Source organism: Enterobacter cloacae complex sp. 382A5 (assembly GCF_050031095.1).
Lineage (GTDB): Bacteria > Pseudomonadota > Gammaproteobacteria > Enterobacterales > Enterobacteriaceae > Enterobacter > Enterobacter cloacae.
This window is the reverse complement of the sequence record NZ_JBLGVK010000001.1, coordinates 4465917-4484081: the sequence shown is the minus strand read 5'-3', so window position 1 is coordinate 4484081 and position 18165 is coordinate 4465917. Positions and strand designations below refer to the sequence as shown.

At 56.1% G+C, this 18165-nt stretch carries 16 protein-coding genes; 7 read left to right on the top strand and 9 right to left on the bottom strand.

Going from position 1 to position 18165, the window contains the following annotated elements:
* Window positions 1–97 precede the first annotated feature (97 nt).
* Together yhjD and ACQG2G_RS21240 are read right to left on the bottom strand one after the other, a co-directional pair.
* Window positions 98–1123, bottom strand: coding sequence for an inner membrane protein YhjD (yhjD, locus tag ACQG2G_RS21245; RefSeq protein ID WP_013099206.1), 1026 nt, complete (start codon window positions 1121–1123; stop codon window positions 98–100).
* A gap of 50 nt (window positions 1124–1173) precedes the next feature.
* Window positions 1174–2073 (bottom strand): LysR family transcriptional regulator, encoded by a 900-nt coding sequence (locus ACQG2G_RS21240; RefSeq protein WP_230137042.1) that lies wholly within the window; start codon window positions 2071–2073, stop codon window positions 1174–1176.
* Between the two features lie 119 nt (window positions 2074–2192).
* Here ACQG2G_RS21240 and ACQG2G_RS21235 point away from each other — a divergent pair, with 119 nt between their 5' ends.
* Both ACQG2G_RS21235 and ACQG2G_RS21230 read left to right on the top strand, forming a co-directional pair.
* On the top strand, window positions 2193–2951 hold the full coding sequence (locus ACQG2G_RS21235; protein WP_348595956.1) for an SDR family NAD(P)-dependent oxidoreductase: 759 nt from the start codon (window positions 2193–2195) through the stop codon (window positions 2949–2951).
* Between the two features lie 173 nt (window positions 2952–3124).
* A complete protein-coding gene (locus ACQG2G_RS21230; RefSeq protein ID WP_248766676.1) occupies window positions 3125–3727 on the top strand; it encodes a helix-turn-helix transcriptional regulator in 603 nt (200 codons plus the stop codon).
* Here the strand turns inward: ACQG2G_RS21230 and ACQG2G_RS21225 are convergent.
* Together ACQG2G_RS21225 and ACQG2G_RS21220 are read right to left on the bottom strand one after the other, a co-directional pair.
* The gene (locus ACQG2G_RS21225) at window positions 3706–4032 is read right to left on the bottom strand and encodes a lysozyme (protein WP_248766675.1); all 327 of its coding nucleotides are present in this window, start codon (window positions 4030–4032) and stop codon (window positions 3706–3708) included. The genes ACQG2G_RS21230 and ACQG2G_RS21225 overlap by 22 nt on opposite strands.
* A gap of 71 nt (window positions 4033–4103) precedes the next feature.
* Window positions 4104–4643: a GNAT family N-acetyltransferase gene (locus tag ACQG2G_RS21220; protein ID WP_248766674.1), complete on the bottom strand. Its 540-nt coding sequence runs from the start codon at window positions 4641–4643 to the stop codon at window positions 4104–4106.
* A 148-nt stretch (window positions 4644–4791) separates the two neighbouring features.
* Between ACQG2G_RS21220 and ACQG2G_RS21215 the strand changes: the two genes are divergently transcribed.
* Window positions 4792–6381, top strand: a complete 1590-nt coding sequence (locus ACQG2G_RS21215; protein WP_013099200.1) for an STY4199 family HEPN domain-containing protein — start codon at window positions 4792–4794, stop codon at window positions 6379–6381.
* A 492-nt stretch (window positions 6382–6873) separates the two neighbouring features.
* On the opposite strand, the gene ACQG2G_RS21210 is transcribed toward ACQG2G_RS21215, so the two are convergent.
* From ACQG2G_RS21210 to ACQG2G_RS21200, 3 genes are all read right to left on the bottom strand, one after another.
* Window positions 6874–8523: an alpha,alpha-trehalase gene (locus tag ACQG2G_RS21210; protein ID WP_248766673.1), complete on the bottom strand. Its 1650-nt coding sequence runs from the start codon at window positions 8521–8523 to the stop codon at window positions 6874–6876.
* 183 nt (window positions 8524–8706) lie between these two features.
* Entirely contained in the window at window positions 8707–10059 is a 1353-nt protein-coding gene (gene gorA, locus ACQG2G_RS21205; RefSeq protein WP_020687710.1) for a glutathione-disulfide reductase, read from the bottom strand.
* 71 nt (window positions 10060–10130) lie between these two features.
* On the bottom strand, window positions 10131–10973 hold the full coding sequence (locus tag ACQG2G_RS21200) for a 23S rRNA (adenine(2030)-N(6))-methyltransferase RlmJ (RefSeq protein ID WP_029883697.1): 843 nt from the start codon (window positions 10971–10973) through the stop codon (window positions 10131–10133).
* 213 nt (window positions 10974–11186) lie between these two features.
* On the opposite strand from ACQG2G_RS21200, the gene prlC reads away from it, so the two are divergent.
* Window positions 11187–13229, top strand: a complete 2043-nt coding sequence (gene prlC, locus ACQG2G_RS21195; RefSeq protein ID WP_013099196.1) for an oligopeptidase A — start codon at window positions 11187–11189, stop codon at window positions 13227–13229.
* Window positions 13230–13236: 7 nt separating this feature from the next.
* The gene (gene rsmJ, locus ACQG2G_RS21190) at window positions 13237–13989 is read left to right on the top strand and encodes a 16S rRNA (guanine(1516)-N(2))-methyltransferase RsmJ (protein WP_032644932.1); all 753 of its coding nucleotides are present in this window, start codon (window positions 13237–13239) and stop codon (window positions 13987–13989) included.
* Between the two features lie 91 nt (window positions 13990–14080).
* Here rsmJ and uspA read toward each other — a convergent pair whose 3' ends face one another.
* Window positions 14081–14518 (bottom strand): universal stress protein UspA, encoded by a 438-nt coding sequence (gene uspA, locus ACQG2G_RS21185; RefSeq protein ID WP_003861223.1) that lies wholly within the window; start codon window positions 14516–14518, stop codon window positions 14081–14083.
* Between the two features lie 282 nt (window positions 14519–14800).
* On the opposite strand from uspA, the gene uspB reads away from it, so the two are divergent.
* A complete protein-coding gene (uspB, locus tag ACQG2G_RS21180) occupies window positions 14801–15136 on the top strand; it encodes a universal stress protein UspB (protein WP_003861224.1) in 336 nt (111 codons plus the stop codon).
* A 54-nt stretch (window positions 15137–15190) separates the two neighbouring features.
* Here uspB and pitA read toward each other — a convergent pair whose 3' ends face one another.
* Window positions 15191–16690, bottom strand: a complete 1500-nt coding sequence (pitA, locus tag ACQG2G_RS21175; protein ID WP_013099193.1) for an inorganic phosphate transporter PitA — start codon at window positions 16688–16690, stop codon at window positions 15191–15193.
* Between the two features lie 228 nt (window positions 16691–16918).
* Between pitA and ACQG2G_RS21170 the strand changes: the two genes are divergently transcribed.
* Window positions 16919–18118: an NAD(P)/FAD-dependent oxidoreductase gene (locus ACQG2G_RS21170; protein ID WP_023620057.1), complete on the top strand. Its 1200-nt coding sequence runs from the start codon at window positions 16919–16921 to the stop codon at window positions 18116–18118.
* Window positions 18119–18165 lie beyond the last annotated feature (47 nt).

Below are 18165 nucleotides of genomic sequence, written 5' to 3'. Positions count from 1 at the left end.
GTGGATATAACTAGTTTTCAGTTAAATAAAAGTTACGGACTGGATATATATGCTGAAATGATAAATCGGGCTGAAACTTTCAGCCCGAAAGGGGGAATTAGCGGTGCGTTTTCCCCGGCATGCGCGTGTCGCCTTTGTATTCGGCGGTGGCAATCCACGCCGCGCAGAACAGCGTCAGGCGGGCGAAGAAGTAGAAGAACGCCATCAGCCCCAGAACGGAGCCAAACGCGGCGCCAGAAGGGGATTTCACCAGTGACGGCAGGGTATAAGTCATCACGATCTTAATCACCTCAAAGCCTATTGCCGCGAGCAGTGTTCCGCGGATCAGCGCTTTTTTGCGCGGACGATGACGCGGCAAGCGCCAGAAGATCCAGAAGAACAGCAGGTAGTTGGCGAAAATGGAAATCGCCAGCCCGATGCCGCGCCACGCAGGCTTGAGCCAGTCGATGTAATCCAGATAGAGCGCGGAGATAATCATCTGCTGCGCGGAACCGGCAACCGAGGTGATGGAGAGCGTGACGACCAGCGCCACCAGCAGACCAATCAGCGAAACAAAATCGCGGAAATACTTAACCCAAATTTTCTCCTGATCCTGAGGCTTACGCTCCCATACTTCGCGCGACTGGGCGCGAATGGCCTCGCGCAGGTTACCCATCCAGTTCACACCGGAATAGAGCGCAATCAGCAAACCGACAATACCCACCGTGGTGCGCTGCTGCACGGCAGTATTGATGGTGCTTTTTAGCGTGGTGGCGAGGGTCGGGTCACTGACGTTATTCAGGATCTTATTAAAAATATCCTGCAGCAGCGTCGGGTGAGACGCGAGCACAAAACCGGCTGCCGCGAACGAGACCATCAGGATCGGGATCATCGACAAAAAGGAAAAATAGGTAATCGCTGCACCAAACTGATTCCCCATCCGGTCGTTGAAACGTTCCGCGGCGCGTATCAGGTGCGCAATCATGGGGATCTGCTGAACTCTCTCTGCCAGCGTAGTGACCGTCCCCAGCGCTTTGCTGGCTTTGCCGGGTGTGCTGGGCTCTTCGGGCCCGGTCTCCATCTTCTTGATGGGATCATAATCTAATTGTTGAGTCGGTCGTTGCGGGTTATTTTCCGGCGTCACGCGTTTTTTCCTTTTCGTTGAGCTGGATGTCATTGAATTATAGCTTGCGACTAATCCACGTAAGCTTTTGTGATTTCCGTAAGCCACTCCATAAACAGGTGTACCCGGCGGGAGAGGTTACGGCGGTGGGGGTAAATCAGGGAAACCGGCATGGGTTCAGCCCGGTATTGCGGCAGCACTTCAATCAGCTTTTTCGTGCGCAGAGAATCACGAACGCCCACGCGGGGAACCTGGATAATACCCAGCCCGGCGATGCAGGCGGCATGGTACGTCTCGGTACTGTTGACCGTTAAGACGCCGCCCGTTTTAACCCACTGGGTCGCACTGCCGTTATAAAACTCAAAGCCCTGCGGGCGCGTGCCCAGCATCGCGGCGTAATGGATTATCGCGTGTGAGGCCAAATCGTCCAGCGTTTCCGGATAACCAAACCGCGTCAGATAATCCGGGCTGGCGCAGTTGATAACCGTAAGCTTGCCCAGCGGGCGGGCGATAAGCCCGGAATCTTTCAGGGTGCCGACGCGCACCACGCAGTCGAACCCCTCGCGGATCACATCCACCAGACGATCGCTGCTGCTGAGCTCCAGTTCAATACCCGGATACTGCTGCAAAAACGCAGGCAGTTTGGGGATGACTAAATTTCGTGCAACTCCCACCGGCATATCGACGCGTAGCCGCCCGCTGATACTGGAGGGATCGTGCTGAAACATACCGTCCAGTTCATCAAGGTTCGCCAGCAGATCTTTTGCCCGTTCGTAATAGACCATGCCGTCCTGCGTGAGGCTGACGCGGCGCGTGGTGCGGTGCAGCAGCTGGGTGCCCAGGCGGTTTTCCAGCGCCTGAATCTGCCGCGACACGCTGCCTCTTGGCAGGGTCAACGTCTCCGCTGCGCGGGAAAAACTCTCCAGCTCCGCGACCCGAACAAACAACTGCATTGCGTTAATTTTATCCATCGGTAGCGCTCATTGTTGTTGTAAATGAAACAGTGAAGCGTTCTTTCACATCTTTATTGATCTTCTATCAGCTAATAAGCTCTTTCTCAATCTCCCTGACAACCGAAATGAGGTTTCTTATGACTGAACGTATCGCTTTAGTGACCGGTGGTAGCCGTGGTTTGGGTAAAAACGCAGCCCTGAAGCTGGCAGCAGAGGGAACAGGTATTGTCCTGACTTATCATCACAATCAGCAGGATGCGCTGGATGTTGTGCAAGAAATTCAGGGAAAAGGGGTAAACGCGGCGGCATTACAGCTTAACGTCGGAGATATCACCCGTTTCGAACATTTTGCTCAACAGTTGCAGGAAACGCTCCTAACCGTCTGGCAGCGTGATACCTTTGATTATTTATTGAACAATGCCGGAACGGGTTTATACGCCCCCTATACCGAGACGACAGAAGCACAGTTCGATGAGGTAATGAATGTACATTTAAAAGGGCCGTTTTTCCTGACCCAGCGCCTGCTGCCGTTGCTGAAAGATGGCGGACGGATCCTCAACGTCTCCAGCGGGCTGGCGCGTTTTACACAGCCAGGCTCCGCGACCTATGCGGCCATGAAAGGGGCGATGGAAGTACTGACCCGCTATCAGGCCAAAGAGCTGGGCGCACGCGGGATCTCCGTCAATATCATCGCGCCGGGGGCAATTGAAACCGATTTTGGCGGCGGACGCGTACGCGATGACGCGCAGCTTAATCAGTTGCTGGCTTCGCAAACCGCGCTGGGGCGTGTTGGCCTGCCGGATGATATTGGTGATGCCATCGCCGCGCTGCTCAGCGACAAACTGGGCTGGATGAATGCGCAACGTATTGAAGTGTCTGGAGGGATGTTCCTGTAATACGCCTCCTTAAGGGGACGGAACCTCTTAAGATAATCCTTAAAAGAGATGTGTCCAGATACGGGCAGATATAAAGAACGGCGGTGAATTTGTAACCTCTCCGTTCATTGAGTTTTTTCTCAAATAACGCCTCTATACAATCCTCCCTCGCTATTCTCAGAGGGAGAAAAACGATGCGAGTAATCATGTTTGACAGGCAGTCGATATTTATTCATGGAGCGATAAACAGTTTTCAGACGTTAATTCCTGAAATAAATATGACAGGAACCCGTCAGGCAGATGAATTATGGGCGCAGTTGTCCGCGTCGCCATCCGCTATCGTCATGATTGACGGCGCATTAATTCAGAATGAGGGCATCAGCTTTCTGAAAGACATTATCACGCGTTTCCCTGCGATACGTGTCGTGATGGTGCTGACGAAAAAAGAGACCCGATGGGCTGAACAGATGTTTCAGCGCAACGTGAAGGCGATTATTCCCCGTAATGCCAGTCCCGAGCGGTTTGCCGCAGTGCTGGATTCGGTCTCCCGGGGGATGGTCTGTTTTCCCGGCGAATGGCTTGCGCAGCAGGCGTCACACCAGGCGTTGTTATCCTTAAGCGAGCGCCAGCGTGAAGTGCTCAAGTTACTGGCCGCCGGGGAGTCGAATAAAGAGATTGGCCGCACGCTCAATATCAGTGCGGCAACGGTAAAGGCCCATCTGGAGTCACTTTTCCGGCGGCTGGATGTAAAAAATCGCACGCAGGCGGCAATGTGCTATACCCGGCTCACCGCCTGAGCGATGGCGTTTATCGGACACGGTGTGTCACTAAAACTGAACATTAACAACACCAGCGCATCGTGCTGGTGTTGCGTTAATGGCTGGGCGATATTTTCCTGAATTAACGTCTCATAAATCTGAATATCGTTATCTAACAAGCGCTCTGCTTCAGCAACGGTAATTAGACCATGGAACTTCTCCCATTGCTGAATAACGTGACCATATCCAATAACCTCAATACCGTGCTCATCACGGTATTTTTCCAGAGACAGCCCTTGCTGTTTTTTAATTAATTCAACGGCAGCAGAAGATAGCTTCAACATGGTATTTTCCTCTTTCAGACACTACTGTAGAGGAAATACGGCACGAGACATATCCGCCAAATGGCCGTTGCTCAGCTGATATTTTCCAGATAGTCGCGCTGTAATAAACCGAACAGCCAGTCATTATGCCAGCGGCCGCCAAGGTAATAGCTCTCACGCAGCTCACCCTCCAGCCGGAAGCGGGCTTTTTCCAGCAGACGCCGGGAGGCGATATTCCCTGCCGTGACGGTGGCGGTGAGGCGGCGGATCCCCCCCTGGCGGAAGGCATAATCACAGAGTGCCTGCAGGGATTCAAAGCCGTAGCCTTTTCCCTGGGCCGCGGGGGCGAAAAGGAAACCGACTTCGGCGCAATCCGCTTCGTGGTGTTTGTAGCCGGTCACCCCCAGCGGAGTCTGGCTGGCGTTATCGCGAGCCACGAGGCAGAGCCAGTGCATGCAGCCGGGCGTCCATGGCGTCAGTCGGGAGTCGAAGGCCTCACGAATGTCCGCCACAGTGCGATCCTGCGCGACAAAGCGCATCACATCCGGGTCTTGCTGTAGCGCCAGAAAAAAGGGCCAGTCATCTTCCTGTAACGGCGAGCAGATAAGACGCGAGGTGGTTAGCTGAGGCATTCAGATTCTCCTGAAACAATATAAATGATTTTAGGACTGTCACTTTATTTCAACAGAAAGTCAGGTATGGTTAAGCGCGTATAAATAAAAAGAAAAACGGCCGTTCCGGGCCCCTTTTGGATGTCTTCGTGGTCTTTTAAGGAAAACAATGACGCTCAGCACATCACACCATAACCGCGAACAGTTTGAACACTGTCTGGCGGTCATTCGTCAGGCCTCTGTGGAAATATTGCTTCTCCTGAATGTACATGTTTCTGAGGGAAAAGATCCACGCTGGTTTCTGGAGCAGCTGGATAGCGCCCGTTTAGGCCTGGGCGGATGGGGGGCCGTGGCGAAAAAGCTCAACCTGAACGATGCCGAGATGTCAGAATTTACCCTGCAACTGCGCCTGTTGCAGCAGCGCGTACCGCAGTATGAAAGTGGGCAGGATGTCAGTGAAAATCAGCTTATTGCGGCGATGCGGTTTGTCACCGCGCTGGAACATCTTCGTCTGCAACAGCCTCTTCTCACCTACAGTACCGAGCTGGCGCCGGGCAGCGATCTTGAACAGCAGCAGGCGCACAAGCAGGTGCGTGCAATTGAACTGATGATTAAAGGGCTTATCCAGCAGGCGTGGCCCGATCAGGTCCGTCTGAACAACCACCTGAAGACCCTGTTTAACGCTGACCGCGTGCGGCGCTGGCTGAAGCTTGGCGACATCAACGATGTGCTAAGCGGCATGATGTTCAGCGAGCTGGCCCAGATGCTGGTGGATAAAAAAGAGTACAGCCGCTACTACGCGTCGCTGTTCAGCGATCCGTCCATGCTGACGCTGCTGGTGGAGCCGCGCAAAACGCTGCAAACCTTCCTTGATGACATCCGCCAGATCCGCAACAACCTTACCGTTCAGAAAGCGTTAACCTCGGCGCAAATCCAGCTACTCGACAACTACTACACCCAAATCACCCGGCCCGTTCAGCGTGCGTTTGAAGAGGGGCGAACCCGCGTCAACCCGGCCGGGATAATGGCGGTGGATGCCAGCGAACTGCACGCTTTCTGGGAAAAAGCACAGAAAAGGGATCGGGTCACCGGCGGGGATCTATTTGAAGTACGTGACACCATCGAAAAACCGACCCAGCGCGCCCCGCGCACGCCAGAACAACGCGAGCAGCTCATCTCCGGCGTGTTATGGGGCGCAGTGGGCGTGATGGTCATTGCGATTGTTGTGGGAGGATTCTGGCTGGTGACCAGCAGCGCGCCAGCAGAGACCGCGGTGGCCGCCACCGAAACGCCTGCGCCGCAGGAGATGCGGGAAACGCCCTCCTCGCGTGAGACGTTGACGCGCATGGGCATCACCTGGGACGAGAATAATTTCCGCTCGGCCATCAACCGCAACGACACCCGCATCGCGCAGCTCTTTTTGCAGGGTGGAATGGACTGGAAGCTGTCATGGACCGAAGAGGCGATGTCATCCAACCATGACGACGTGCTGGAGCTGATGTTGCGCTACCGACAGCACATGGTGGAAGAGAAGCCGTGCCGCCGGTTTATCAATACGCTCACCCATGCCATGGCGAATGGCGAATCGCTGACATCCCTGCGTAAACAGTACCTTAAAGCGTTTTGCACCGTCCCGGCCGTGGTGAAACGCCAGCAGCACGATTTGGATATGGCGACGCGCCGCGCCGAGTCACAGCCGAATGCCAGCACAAAAAAATGGCAGGCTATTCAGTCTGCCATTTATGAGGTGATCCGCTAACCATTTCTCCCTCTCCCTGTGGGCTGAGGAATCCCCAGTAATTTTTTACCGAAAGCGATGAATGTTGCTTCAGGAAAATGAAGGACTTACAGCGACGCCCTGGTCCGGCTGTAAATCGCTGAGGCGTTTCCTGCAGGCCGGGGCGAGGCGCATGGATGCGCCGAGAGGGCGGCTTTACAGGGACGTTACATCCGCCCGTCCCCGATAAGCCGGAAGGAATAAGCCGAAGGCACCGCGAAGCGGCGATTTACCGCCGGGAGCCCGGGTCGCCAGGGTGGTGGCGACTGAGCCACCCTGGCACGTTCACAGGTTATGTCGTAACAGAGTAGCAAGGAACATAAAGTGAACGGAATGACCTCCACAGCCGTATGTTCCCCCTCACCCCAACCCTCTCCCCAAGCGAGAGGGGGCCGTCTGTGCAGGCATTATTTTATGGGGATCCCTCAGCCCTTTGGGAGAGGGGCGGGGTGAGGGCACCAGACCGCACCCCACTCAAGGCTCCCCATACAACCCAATCAACCGCCGCACCACGCCATTCGTCCAGCCAAAGCCATCCTGCAATGGATACTCACCGCCGCCCCCTTCGCGTGGGGTACTGCTGGCGATGTGATACTTCTCAATCAGCTTATGGTGAGTCTTATAAAAATGATTCACCGTGTGCAGCCAACTCCAGGCGATCTCATCGCCCAGCGAGTCGTTGCCGTACTGCTTGAAGCCCTGAATGGCCATCCATTGCAGCGGTGCCCAGCCATTGGGTTTATCCCACTGCTCGCCGGTTTCGTACTCGGTCGCCAGGATACCGCCCGGGGTGAGCAGACGTGATTTAACCGCATCAGACAAGCGTTCTGCCTGCTCATGGGTCGCCATTCCGACATACAGCGGCACAATGCTCGCCGCAGAGAACAGCGCCATATTTTCCCGACGCCAGTCGTAATCGCGGTAGCAGCCATTCTCTTCATCCCACAGGTAGCGGTTCACCGCTGCCCGGCGATCGCTGGCTTTCTGGCGGAACAGGTCAGCCGTCTCCTTATCTCCTTTCGACGCCGAGATATTGGCGATAGCGCTTTCCAGCTTGAACAGGAAGGCATTCAGGTCGATAGGGATAAACTGCGTGGTGCGAATACTGGCCAGTCGGCCCGGTTCGCGCAGCCAGCGGGAGGAGTAATCCCAGCCGGAGGCCGCCCCTGCACGCAGATCGCGATACACCTCATTGGGTGGTCGACCGGAATGGCGGGCCGTCTCCACGTCCTCAATCCACGATTCGTCGCGCGGAGTGTCACGGTCATCCCAGTAGCGGTTCAGCAATGAGCCATCCGGCATACGCACCGCGCTGCGATAGGCCTGATTCAGCAGCAGCGACTCCGCGCCGTCCATCCAGAAGGCGTGCTCCATTTTGAGGTGCTCAAGGTAGCGCTTCGCACCGCGCACCCCGTCCTCTTCAAACAGCTCCACCATCAGGGCAAAGACCGGCGGCTGGGAGCGGCTGAGGTAGTAGGTTCGGTTGCCGTTCGGGATATGGCCGTAACGCTCGATCAGCCACGCGAAGTTATCCGCCATGCACTTCAGCAGATCGTTACGGCCGCTCTCGGCCAGCCCCAGCATCGAGAAGTAGGAATCCCAGTAGTAGGTCTCACTGAATCGTCCGCCGGGGACGATATAGGCCTGCGGCAGGGCCAGCAGGGAAGACCAGGGGATATGATCCTGCGGCTCGCGCGTCAGCACGGGCCACAGGCTGTCGATATGCTCTTTAAGCGACAGCCCCGGGTCGGACACATACTCCGTGCTATAGGTCTCGGGCAGCCAGAAGTGATTCTCCACGAACTGGCGCAGGTCGAAATCCCGGTGGCGTCGCACCTTACGATAGCGGATCAAAATATCCAGCGGATCCATCTTCGGCGCGCAGTCGGGAAAGGTTTTGCTATCCGCAAACAGCTTTGTTGACTGCACATGTTCGAACAGCTCAAGGTAACGGTCAGCGGGGGTCAGGGCATCGGAGGCGGGTAGCCCCTCGATCATTTCTGGCTCCGGCTCCGCCTCAATCATCTCATCCAGTTTCAACTCGCAGGGATCGGTCTCGTAGCGCAGCTCTTCTGCGATCTCGAACGCGATGTTCTCGTTAGCCTGTAGTTTCTGGTTGAACATAATGATAAGGACCTCCGGTTAGGTGTTCTTGAAGACAGGTTTATCCGGGCGTCTTATAAGCGTAGACATTCGCTTCGGTAGATGGGGAGGAATATGTGCGGTAGATCACTCTTTTCGGAGCATTCGTTTTGCAACGATTTGTGAATGTAAAAAAGAATGCCCCTCAGTGGAGGGGCATCAGGACTAGCGCATGGTCACAAACTCTTCGGCCGCGGTCGGGTGGATCGCCACGGTATTATCGAAGTCTTTCTTCGTCGCGCCCATCTTCAGCGCCACCGCAAAGCCCTGCAGGATCTCGTCCATGCCAAAGCCAATGCCGTGGATACCGACAATCTTCTCTTCCGGACCCACGCAGACCAGCTTCATGCGGCACGGCTGACGGTGCGAGGTGACGGCGGTATACATTGCGGTAAACGCAGATTTATACACTTTCACCTGATCGTCGCCATACTGCTCGCGCGCCTGCGGCTCGGTTAAACCGACGGTGCCGATAGGCGGGTGGCTGAAGACCACGGTCGGGATGTTGCTGTAATCCAGGTGCTCGTCCGGCTTGTTGTTGAACAGACGCTCGGAAAGGCGACGCCCCGCCGCAACGGCCACCGGGGTCAGTTCAACGGCACCGGTGTTATCGCCCACCGCGTAAATGCCTGGCACGCTGGTGTTCTGGAATTTATCGACGACGATATAGCCTTTTTCATCGGTTTTCACGCCGGTTACGGCCAGGTTGAAGTTGTCATTCGCCGGTTCACGGCCAATCGCCCAGATCAGGCAGTCGACGGTCTGGCTGCGACCATCTTCCAGCTCCAGGGTCAGGCTGCCGTCTGCATTTTTAATCACCGCTTTTGGCACGGCGTTGGTATGCAGGGTTGGACCTTCGGTGTTCATCACTTCTACTAAGGTGTCGACGATCAGCGGATCAAAGCTGCGCAGCGGCGCATGTTTACGCACGAACAGGTGCGCTTCAGCGCCCAGACCGTTAATCACACCGGCCAGCTCGACCGCGATATAACCCGCGCCCACCACCGCAACGCGCTCTGGCAGAGCTGGCAGCTCGAAGAAACCGTCGGAGTCGATGCCGTATTCGGCACCCGGGATGTTCGGGTGGCTCGGACGGCCGCCGGTAGCGATCAGGATATGATCGGCAGTGATCGTCTCCCCGTTCACTTCGATCGTTTTCGCGTCCACAAAGCGGGCGAAGCCGTGGATCACATCTACGTTGTTCTTACCCAGCACGTTATCGTACGAGGTGTGAATGCGGTCGATGTAGGCCGTACGGCTGGCGATCAGCTTCTCCCAGTCGAAGTGGTTGATCGTGGTGTCAAAGCCGTAATCCGGGCCATACATATGGATGGCTTCACGGATTTGCGCCGCATGCCACATCACCTTTTTCGGTACACAACCCACGTTGACGCAGGTGCCGCCCAGCGCTTTGGCTTCAATCAGCGCACACTTCTGGCCATACATGGCCGCACGGTTGATGGAGGCGATGCCGCCGCTCCCGCCGCCGATTGCGATGTAGTCATAATGCTTAGTCATAGCTTTTATCCTTAATCGTGAATTGCCGCGATTGTATACCTGAAATCAATAGTTTCCACCGATGGCTGCGATTACTCTGGCACAATCCAGCTGACGGTGGCGTGACCTGTCCCGGCAGGTACCAGCGTTTTATGCAGCCATGGCAGAACGTTGTTCATCTGCGCTTCGAGCTTCCATGGCGGGTTAATGACAATCATGCCGGAGGCGGTCATGCCGCGCTGGTCGCTGTCCGGACGGACGGCCAGCTCAATCTGCAGGATTTTGCGGATGCCGGTCGCTTCCAGATCTTTGATCATGCGCTTGATCTGCGCGCGCAGGACCACCGGGTACCACAGGGCGTAGGTGCCGGTCGCAAAACGTTTGTAACCTTCGTTAATGCCGGTGACCACCGCCTGATAGTCGGTTTTGATTTCGTATGGCGGGTCGATCAGCACCAGGCCGCGACGGGAGACCGGCGGCAGTTTGGCTTTCAGCTGCAGGTAGCCATCGGCTTTGTCCACGCGGGCGCGGCTGTCTTTCTGGAACTCAGAACGCAGCAGCGGGAAATCGCTTGGGTGCAGCTCGGTCAACTGCAGGCTGTCCTGCTCACGCAGCAGCTGACGGGCAATCAATGGCGAGCCCGGGTAGTAGCGCAACTGGCCGTTGCGGTTGAAATGATTCACCACACCAATGTACGGTTCCAGTTCGGCAGGCAGATCGTCCTGCTGCCAGATACGGGCGATCCCTTCCAGATATTCACCGGTACGCTCGGCGTGTTCGCCGCTCAGCTGATAGCGGCCCGCGCCCGCGTGGGTGTCCAGATAGAGAAACGGCTTCTCTTTCTCTTTGAGTGATTCGATGATCAGGCTCTGAACGGTGTGTTTGAGGACGTCGGCGTGGTTGCCTGCGTGAAAGCTGTGGCGATAACTGAGCATGGATGAATGTGTTCCGGGTAGTCAACGTAGGCCCGATAAGCGTAGCGCCATCGGGCAAAAATAGAGCGTATCGCCACAGTATACAGAAAAGTTTCCACGGCCGCGAAAGCGCAACGCCCGGCATTGAAATCCTCTACACTTAACCCCATTACTGAACGATATGCACAGCGCCGGATGCGCGCTTCATTCATCAAATTCAACAGGACAGCGTTTATGACCAATCCATTACTGACGCCTTTTTCGTTGCCACCGTTTTCTAAAATCCTCCCTGAGCATGTGGTTCCAGCCGTTACGCAAGCGCTGGACAACTGCCGCGCGGCGGTAGAAAGCGTGGTCGCGCAGGGCGGGCCGTACACCTGGGAAAATCTGTGTCAGCCGCTGGCCGAAGTGGATGACGTGCTGGGGCGTATCTTCTCCCCGGTAAGCCACCTTAACTCGGTAAAAAACAGCCCGGAGCTGCGTGAAGCCTACGAACAAACCCTGCCGCTGCTCTCCGAGTACAGCACCTGGGTCGGCCAGCACGAAGGGCTCTACAAGGCGTATCGCGATCTGCGCGACGGCGACCACTATGCTGAACTGAACACCGCGCAGAAAAAATCCGTCGATAACGCCCTGCGTGATTTCGAGCTTTCCGGGATTGGCCTGCCAAAAGAGAAGCAGGTTCGCTACGGCGAAATCGCGGCGCGCCTGTCTGAGCTGGGTAACCAGTACAGCAACAACGTGCTCGACGCCACCATGGGCTGGACGAAGCTGATTACCGACGAAGCAGAGCTGGCGGGTATGCCGGAAAGCGCACTGGCGGCGGCAAAAGCCCAGGCTGAAGCGAAAGAGCAGGAAGGCTTCCTGTTAACGCTGGATATCCCAAGCTATCTGCCGGTGATGACCTACTGCGACAACCAGGCATTGCGTGAAGAGATGTACCGCGCCTACAGCACCCGCGCCTCCGATCAGGGGCCGAATGCCGGTAAGTGGGATAACAGCCCGGTGATGGCGGAAATCCTCGCCCTGCGTCACGAGCTGGCACAGCTGCTGGGCTTTGACAGCTACGCGGACAAATCCCTCGCCACCAAAATGGCCGAGAACCCGCAGCAGGTGCTCGATTTCCTGACCGATCTGGCGAAACGCGCCCGTCCTCAGGGTGAAAAAGAGCTGGCCCAGCTGCGCGCCTTCGCCAAAGCGGAGTTCGGCGTGGATGAGCTGCAGCCGTGGGACATCGCGTATTACAGCGAAAAACAGAAGCAGCACCTCTACAGCATCAGCGACGAGCAGCTGCGCCCGTACTTCCCGGAAAACAAAGCCGTTAACGGCCTGTTCGAAGTGGTGAAACGCATCTACGGCATCACCGCCAAAGAGCGTACTGATATCGACGTCTGGCACCCGGACGTGCGCTTCTTCGAGCTGTATGACGAGAAAAACGAACTGCGCGGCAGCTTCTACCTCGATCTCTACGCGCGTGAGAACAAGCGTGGCGGGGCGTGGATGGATGACTGCGTCGGCCAGATGCGTAAAGCCGACGGTTCCTTGCAGAAGCCGGTCGCTTACCTGACCTGTAACTTCAACCGCCCGGTCAACGGCAAGCCGGCGCTGTTCACCCACGACGAAGTGATCACCCTGTTCCATGAGTTCGGTCACGGTCTGCACCATATGCTGACCCGCATTGAAACTGCAGGCGTGGCCGGTATCAGCGGTGTGCCGTGGGATGCGGTCGAGCTGCCGAGCCAGTTTATGGAAAACTGGTGCTGGGAGCCGGACGCGCTGGCGTTTATCTCCGGCCACTACGAGACCGGCGAACCGCTGCCGAAAGAACTGCTGGATAAAATGCTGGCAGCCAAGAACTACCAGGCGGCAATGTTTATTCTGCGCCAGCTGGAGTTCGGCCTGTTCGACTTCCGCCTGCACGCCGAGTTTAGCCCGGAGCAGGGGGCAAAAATCCTCGAAACCCTGGCTGAGATTAAAAAGCAGGTCGCGGTTATTCCAGGGCCAACCTGGGGTCGCTTCCCGCACGCGTTCAGCCACATCTTCGCGGGCGGCTATGCGGCAGGTTATTACAGCTACCTGTGGGCCGATGTCCTGGCGGCGGATGCTTTCTCTCGCTTCGAAGAAGAGGGGATTTTCAACCGTGAAACCGGTCAGTCGTTCCTCGATAACATCCTGACCCGCGGCGGCTCAGAAGAGCCGATGGAGCTGTTCAAACGCTTCCGTGGCCGCGAGCCGCAGCTGGATGCGATGCTTGAGCATTACGGGATCAAAGGCTGATTGCTACGTGAAGATCTGCTTAGTGGATGAAACAGGCGCCGGAGACGGCGCCTTATCTGTTCTGGCCGCCCGTTGGGGGCTGGAGCACGATGAAGAAAACCTGATGGCGCTGGTGATGACGCCAGAGCATCTCGAATTACGTAAACGCGACGAACCGAAACTCGGCGGGATTTTTGTCGATTTTGTCGGGGGCGCGATGGCGCACCGGCGCAAGTTTGGCGGCGGCCGCGGTGAGGCTGTTGCCAAAGCCGTCGGCATCAAAGGGAGCTATCTTCCGGACGTGGTGGATGCCACGGCGGGGCTGGGGCGCGATGCGTTTGTGCTGGCGTCTGTCGGCTGCCGCGTGCGGATGCTGGAGCGCAACCCGGTGGTGGCCGCGTTGCTGGATGACGGCCTGACCCGTGGCTACGCGGACCCGGAAATCGGCCCGTGGTTGCAGGAACGTTTACAGCTGATCCACGCCTCCAGCCTGACGGCGTTGACCGATATCACCCCGCGCCCACAAGTGGTCTATCTCGATCCGATGTTCCCGCATAAGCAGAAAAGCGCGCTGGTGAAAAAAGAGATGCGGGTGTTTCAGTCGCTGGTGGGGCCGGATCTGGATGCGGACGGCCTGCTTGAGCCTGCCCGTCAGCTTGCAACGAAGCGGGTGGTGGTGAAACGCCCGGACTACGCGCCGCCGCTGGCGGACGTTGCGACGACCAACGCGGTGACCACCAAAGGGCACCGGTTTGATATTTATTCGGGTACGCCGGAATAAAAAAGCCGGGTGGCGGCTTCGCCTTACCCGGCCTACGTTCAGTGCCATTTGTAGGCCCGGTAAGCGTTAGCGCCACCGGGCTTTTTTGCACTTACTCGTCTTCTTCGTCACGCAGCGGAACAATCAGCATATCCACGTGAACGGTGTTGATCAGCTGACGCGCTGAGGACATCAGCTTGCTCCAGAAGTCCTGGTGATGACCGCAAACCACCAGGTCCATATCGTATTTCTTAATCGCATCGACCAGCACCTGGCCCAGATCGCCGCTACCGCTTAAGGTTTCAGTGATCGGGTAACCTGCGTTGGTGGACAGCTCGCTCAGGGCGTGGTGTGTCTCTTCGGAGATGCGTTTTTGCATATCGCCGAGATTCACGTCGATCAGACCGGTATAAAGGTCGGAGTAATTCACATCAACGTGAATCAGCGAAACTTTCGCGTTGTAAGGGCGTGCCATGGATACTGCTTTATCAACCAGCACTTTGCTCTCCGGGGAGAGGTCTACCGCGATGAGAATGTGTTTGTAAGCCATAGTGTTACTCCTTCCTTAAGTTATCGATGACTAAACAGAAAGCCGTCGTCTGATGCTTTCATTACGGCCCAGTTAAACATATTTTTCAAGCTTTGGTGTTGATAACGATTAACCTTGTGGCAAAAAAATTAACGGATCTCCTACACTATTTAATGAACCGTTCGGATATTAAAACGCGAACCGGATCGACTTTTGGTCATTCTTTCACTGAACTGTCTGTCAGGGCATTGGGGTGCGGTAGCTCAGAAGCCTTGCTTCGTGGGCGGACGCCGGGGAGGATGTATGATTAGCACCGTCGCATTGTTTTGGGCGTTATGCGTAGTTTGCATAGTGAATATGGCGCGCTACTTCTCATCGTTACGTGCGCTGTTAGTGGTACTTCGTGGTTGCGATCCGTTGCTTTATCAGTATGTGGACGGTGGAGGGTTCTTCACCTCGCATGGACAGCCCAGCAAACAGATGCGCCTGGTCGGGTATATCTACTACCAGCGCTACCGGGATCATCACGATGAAGAGTTTATCCGCCGCTGCGAGCGCCTGCGTCGCCAGTTCATTTTGACCAGCGCCCTGTGTGGCCTGGTCGTCGTCAGTATGATTGCCTTAATGATTTGGCACTGAGCATAAAAAAAGCGGGTCAGTTTCCTGACCCGCTTTTTTGTCGCCTTCAGCCGATTAAATCAGCTTCAGCGCAATCCAGTACAACCCACCCGAGAGCAGGATAGACGCCGGAAGCGTAAACACCCAGGCCATCAGAATGTTGGTCACGGTTTTGCGTTGCAGACCGCCGCCATCAACAATCATGGTACCTGCCACGGACGAAGAGAGTACGTGGGTGGTGGAGACCGGCATTCCGGTGTAGCTTGCCAGACCGATAGAGACCGCCGCCGTCATCTGCGCGGACATGCCCTGCGCATAGGTCATGCCTTTCTTACCGATCTTCTCGCCGATGGTGGTTGCCACACGACGCCAGCCAATCATCGTACCGATACCCAGTGCCAGCGCGACAGCCATGATGATCCAGATTGGCGCGTACTCAATGGTGTTGAGCATATCGCTTTTCAGTTTCTTCAGCAGACGCTTGTCGTCAGCATTTACGTCTGGCAACTTCGCGACTTTGTCGGTCACGTCAGAGATGCAGAGCATAATGCGACGCAGCTGACCACGCTGTTCAACGGCCAGTTTGTCGTAGCTTTCGATATCGCCCAGCATGCCTTTTGCACGTTCCAGCGCGTTAATCGCGTTTGCCGGGTGGCAGTGGAACTCGCCCGGCGCGGTGGTCGCACCCGCTTCAGGAGACGGGATCAGCTGGTCAACGCCGGTCGCTTTTTTCAGCAGTTCAGGGTGCTGCTGGAAATAGGTTTCAACGTTATTGACCGCATCACGGGTACGGGTGATTTCATAACCGGAGGCATTCATGTTAACCACGAAGCCCGCCGGTGCAACGCCAATCAGAACCAGCATCACCAGACCGATGCCTTTCTGCCCGTCGTTCGCGCCGTGAGAGAAGGCCACGCCGATGGCGGAAATGATCAGGGCGATACGCGTCCAGAATGGTGGCTTTTTCTTGCCGTCTTTCTTCTCACGCTCTGCTGGCGTCAGGTGGATACGCGCACGTTTTTTCGTGTTGCTCCAGTAGCGACGCAGGATGAAAATCAATCCACCCGCAACCACCAGACCGACGATAGGGGAGATGATCAGAGAACCGAAAATACCCAGTACTTTAGGCAGGTTAAGCGCATCAACAACCGAGGTACCGGTCATCAGGGCGTTGGTTAACCCGATACCGATAATGGCACCGATGAGGGTGTGAGAACTGGATGCAGGCAGGCCGAAATACCAGGTACCGAGGTTCCAGATAATTGCAGCAAGCAGCATTGAGAACACCATAGCGAGGCCATGGCCAGAACTTACGTTAAGCAGCAGATCCGTTGGCAGCATATGCACAATGGCATACGCAACGCTCAGTCCGCCCAGAAGGACACCAAAAAAGTTAAATACCGCCGCCATAACGACCGCCAGTTGCGATCGCATTGCGCGAGTGTAGATAACCGTTGCTACTGCGTTTGCAGTGTCGTGGAAGCCGTTGATCGCTTCGTAAAACAGTACAAAAACCAGAGCAAGCAATAATAAAAGCCCGGTATGTAAATCCAGGCCGGCAAACAAATGTAGCATAGGACGTTACGCCATTTTGAGGACATGAACGCGGCGCATTATCCAGGACAAATGCGCGGCGGGCAAAGTGAAATATAGACTTTTTTTGACATACCACCTGATTTGGGAAAAGTGCCTGAAAGGATATTCTTTAAATTTCAATGAAATGGCTTTGTAATATCTTTTTACGCTGGTGTGACCACAGAGGAAACTTTACAATCCGCGGCAGTGAACAAAGAGGGTTTTGACGTGGAAAGGTTTGATGCCGTGGTAATTGGCGCCGGTGCGGCGGGTATGTTTTGTGCGGCGATGGCCGGACAGGCGGGTCGTCGCGTGCTGCTGCTGGATAACGGTAAAAAGCCTGGGCGCAAGATCCTGATGTCTGGCGGCGGGCGCTGCAACTTTACGAACCTGTATGTCGAACCTGCGGCCTATCTGAGCCAGAACCGCCATTTTTGTAAATCTGCGCTGGCGCGTTATACCCAGTGGGATTTTATCGATCTTGTGGGTAAGCACGGTATCGCGTGGCATGAGAAGACGTTGGGGCAGCTGTTCTGCGACGACTCCGCGCAGCAGATTGTCGATATGCTGGTGGCCGAGTGCGAGAAGGGCGGCGTGGTAATGCGCCTGCGTACGGAGGTGCTGGACGTATCCCGCGACGAGCAGGGCTATACGCTGCAGCTCAACGGCGAAAGCGTCAGCGCCGATAACCTGGTCATTGCCAGCGGCGGTCTGTCGATGCCGGGGCTGGGCGCCTCGCCGTTCGGCTACAAAATTGCCGAGCAGTTTGGCCTGAAGGTGCTGCCAACGCGTGCGGGACTGGTTCCTTTTACTCTGCACAAACCGCTTCTGGAACAGCTTCAGACGTTGTCTGGCGTTTCTGTTCCTTCCGTTATTACCGCCGAAGACGGAACGGTGTTCCGCGAAAACCTCCTCTTTACCCACCGCGGCCTCTCCGGCCCGGCGGTGCTGCAAATCTCCAGCTACTGGCAGCCGGGCGAGTTCGTCACGGTTAACCTGCTGCCGGAGTGCGATCTGGATGCGTTCCTCAATGAACAGCGTGCGGCGCACCCGAATCAGAGCCTGAAAAATACCCTCGCGATGCAGTTGCCGAAGCGTCTGGTGGAGTGTTTGCAGGGGTTAGGGCAGATCCCGGATGTTTCCCTTAAACAGCTTAACAGTCGCGAGCAGGAGACGCTGGTAGAGACCCTGACAAACTGGCGCGTGCAGCCCAACGGCACCGAAGGCTACCGCACGGCGGAGGTCACGCTGGGCGGTGTCGACACGAATGAGCTCTCCTCGCGCACGATGGAAGCGCGCAACGTGCCGGGCCTCTACTTCATCGGTGAAGTGATGGATGTGACCGGCTGGCTCGGCGGGTATAACTTCCAGTGGGCGTGGGCCAGTGCCTGGGCGTGTGCGCAGGCGCTGGCCGAAAAGAACGTTTAAACTTTTACTTTTCAGAGTGATGTGCCCAGGGCACCACTCTTTTTCTC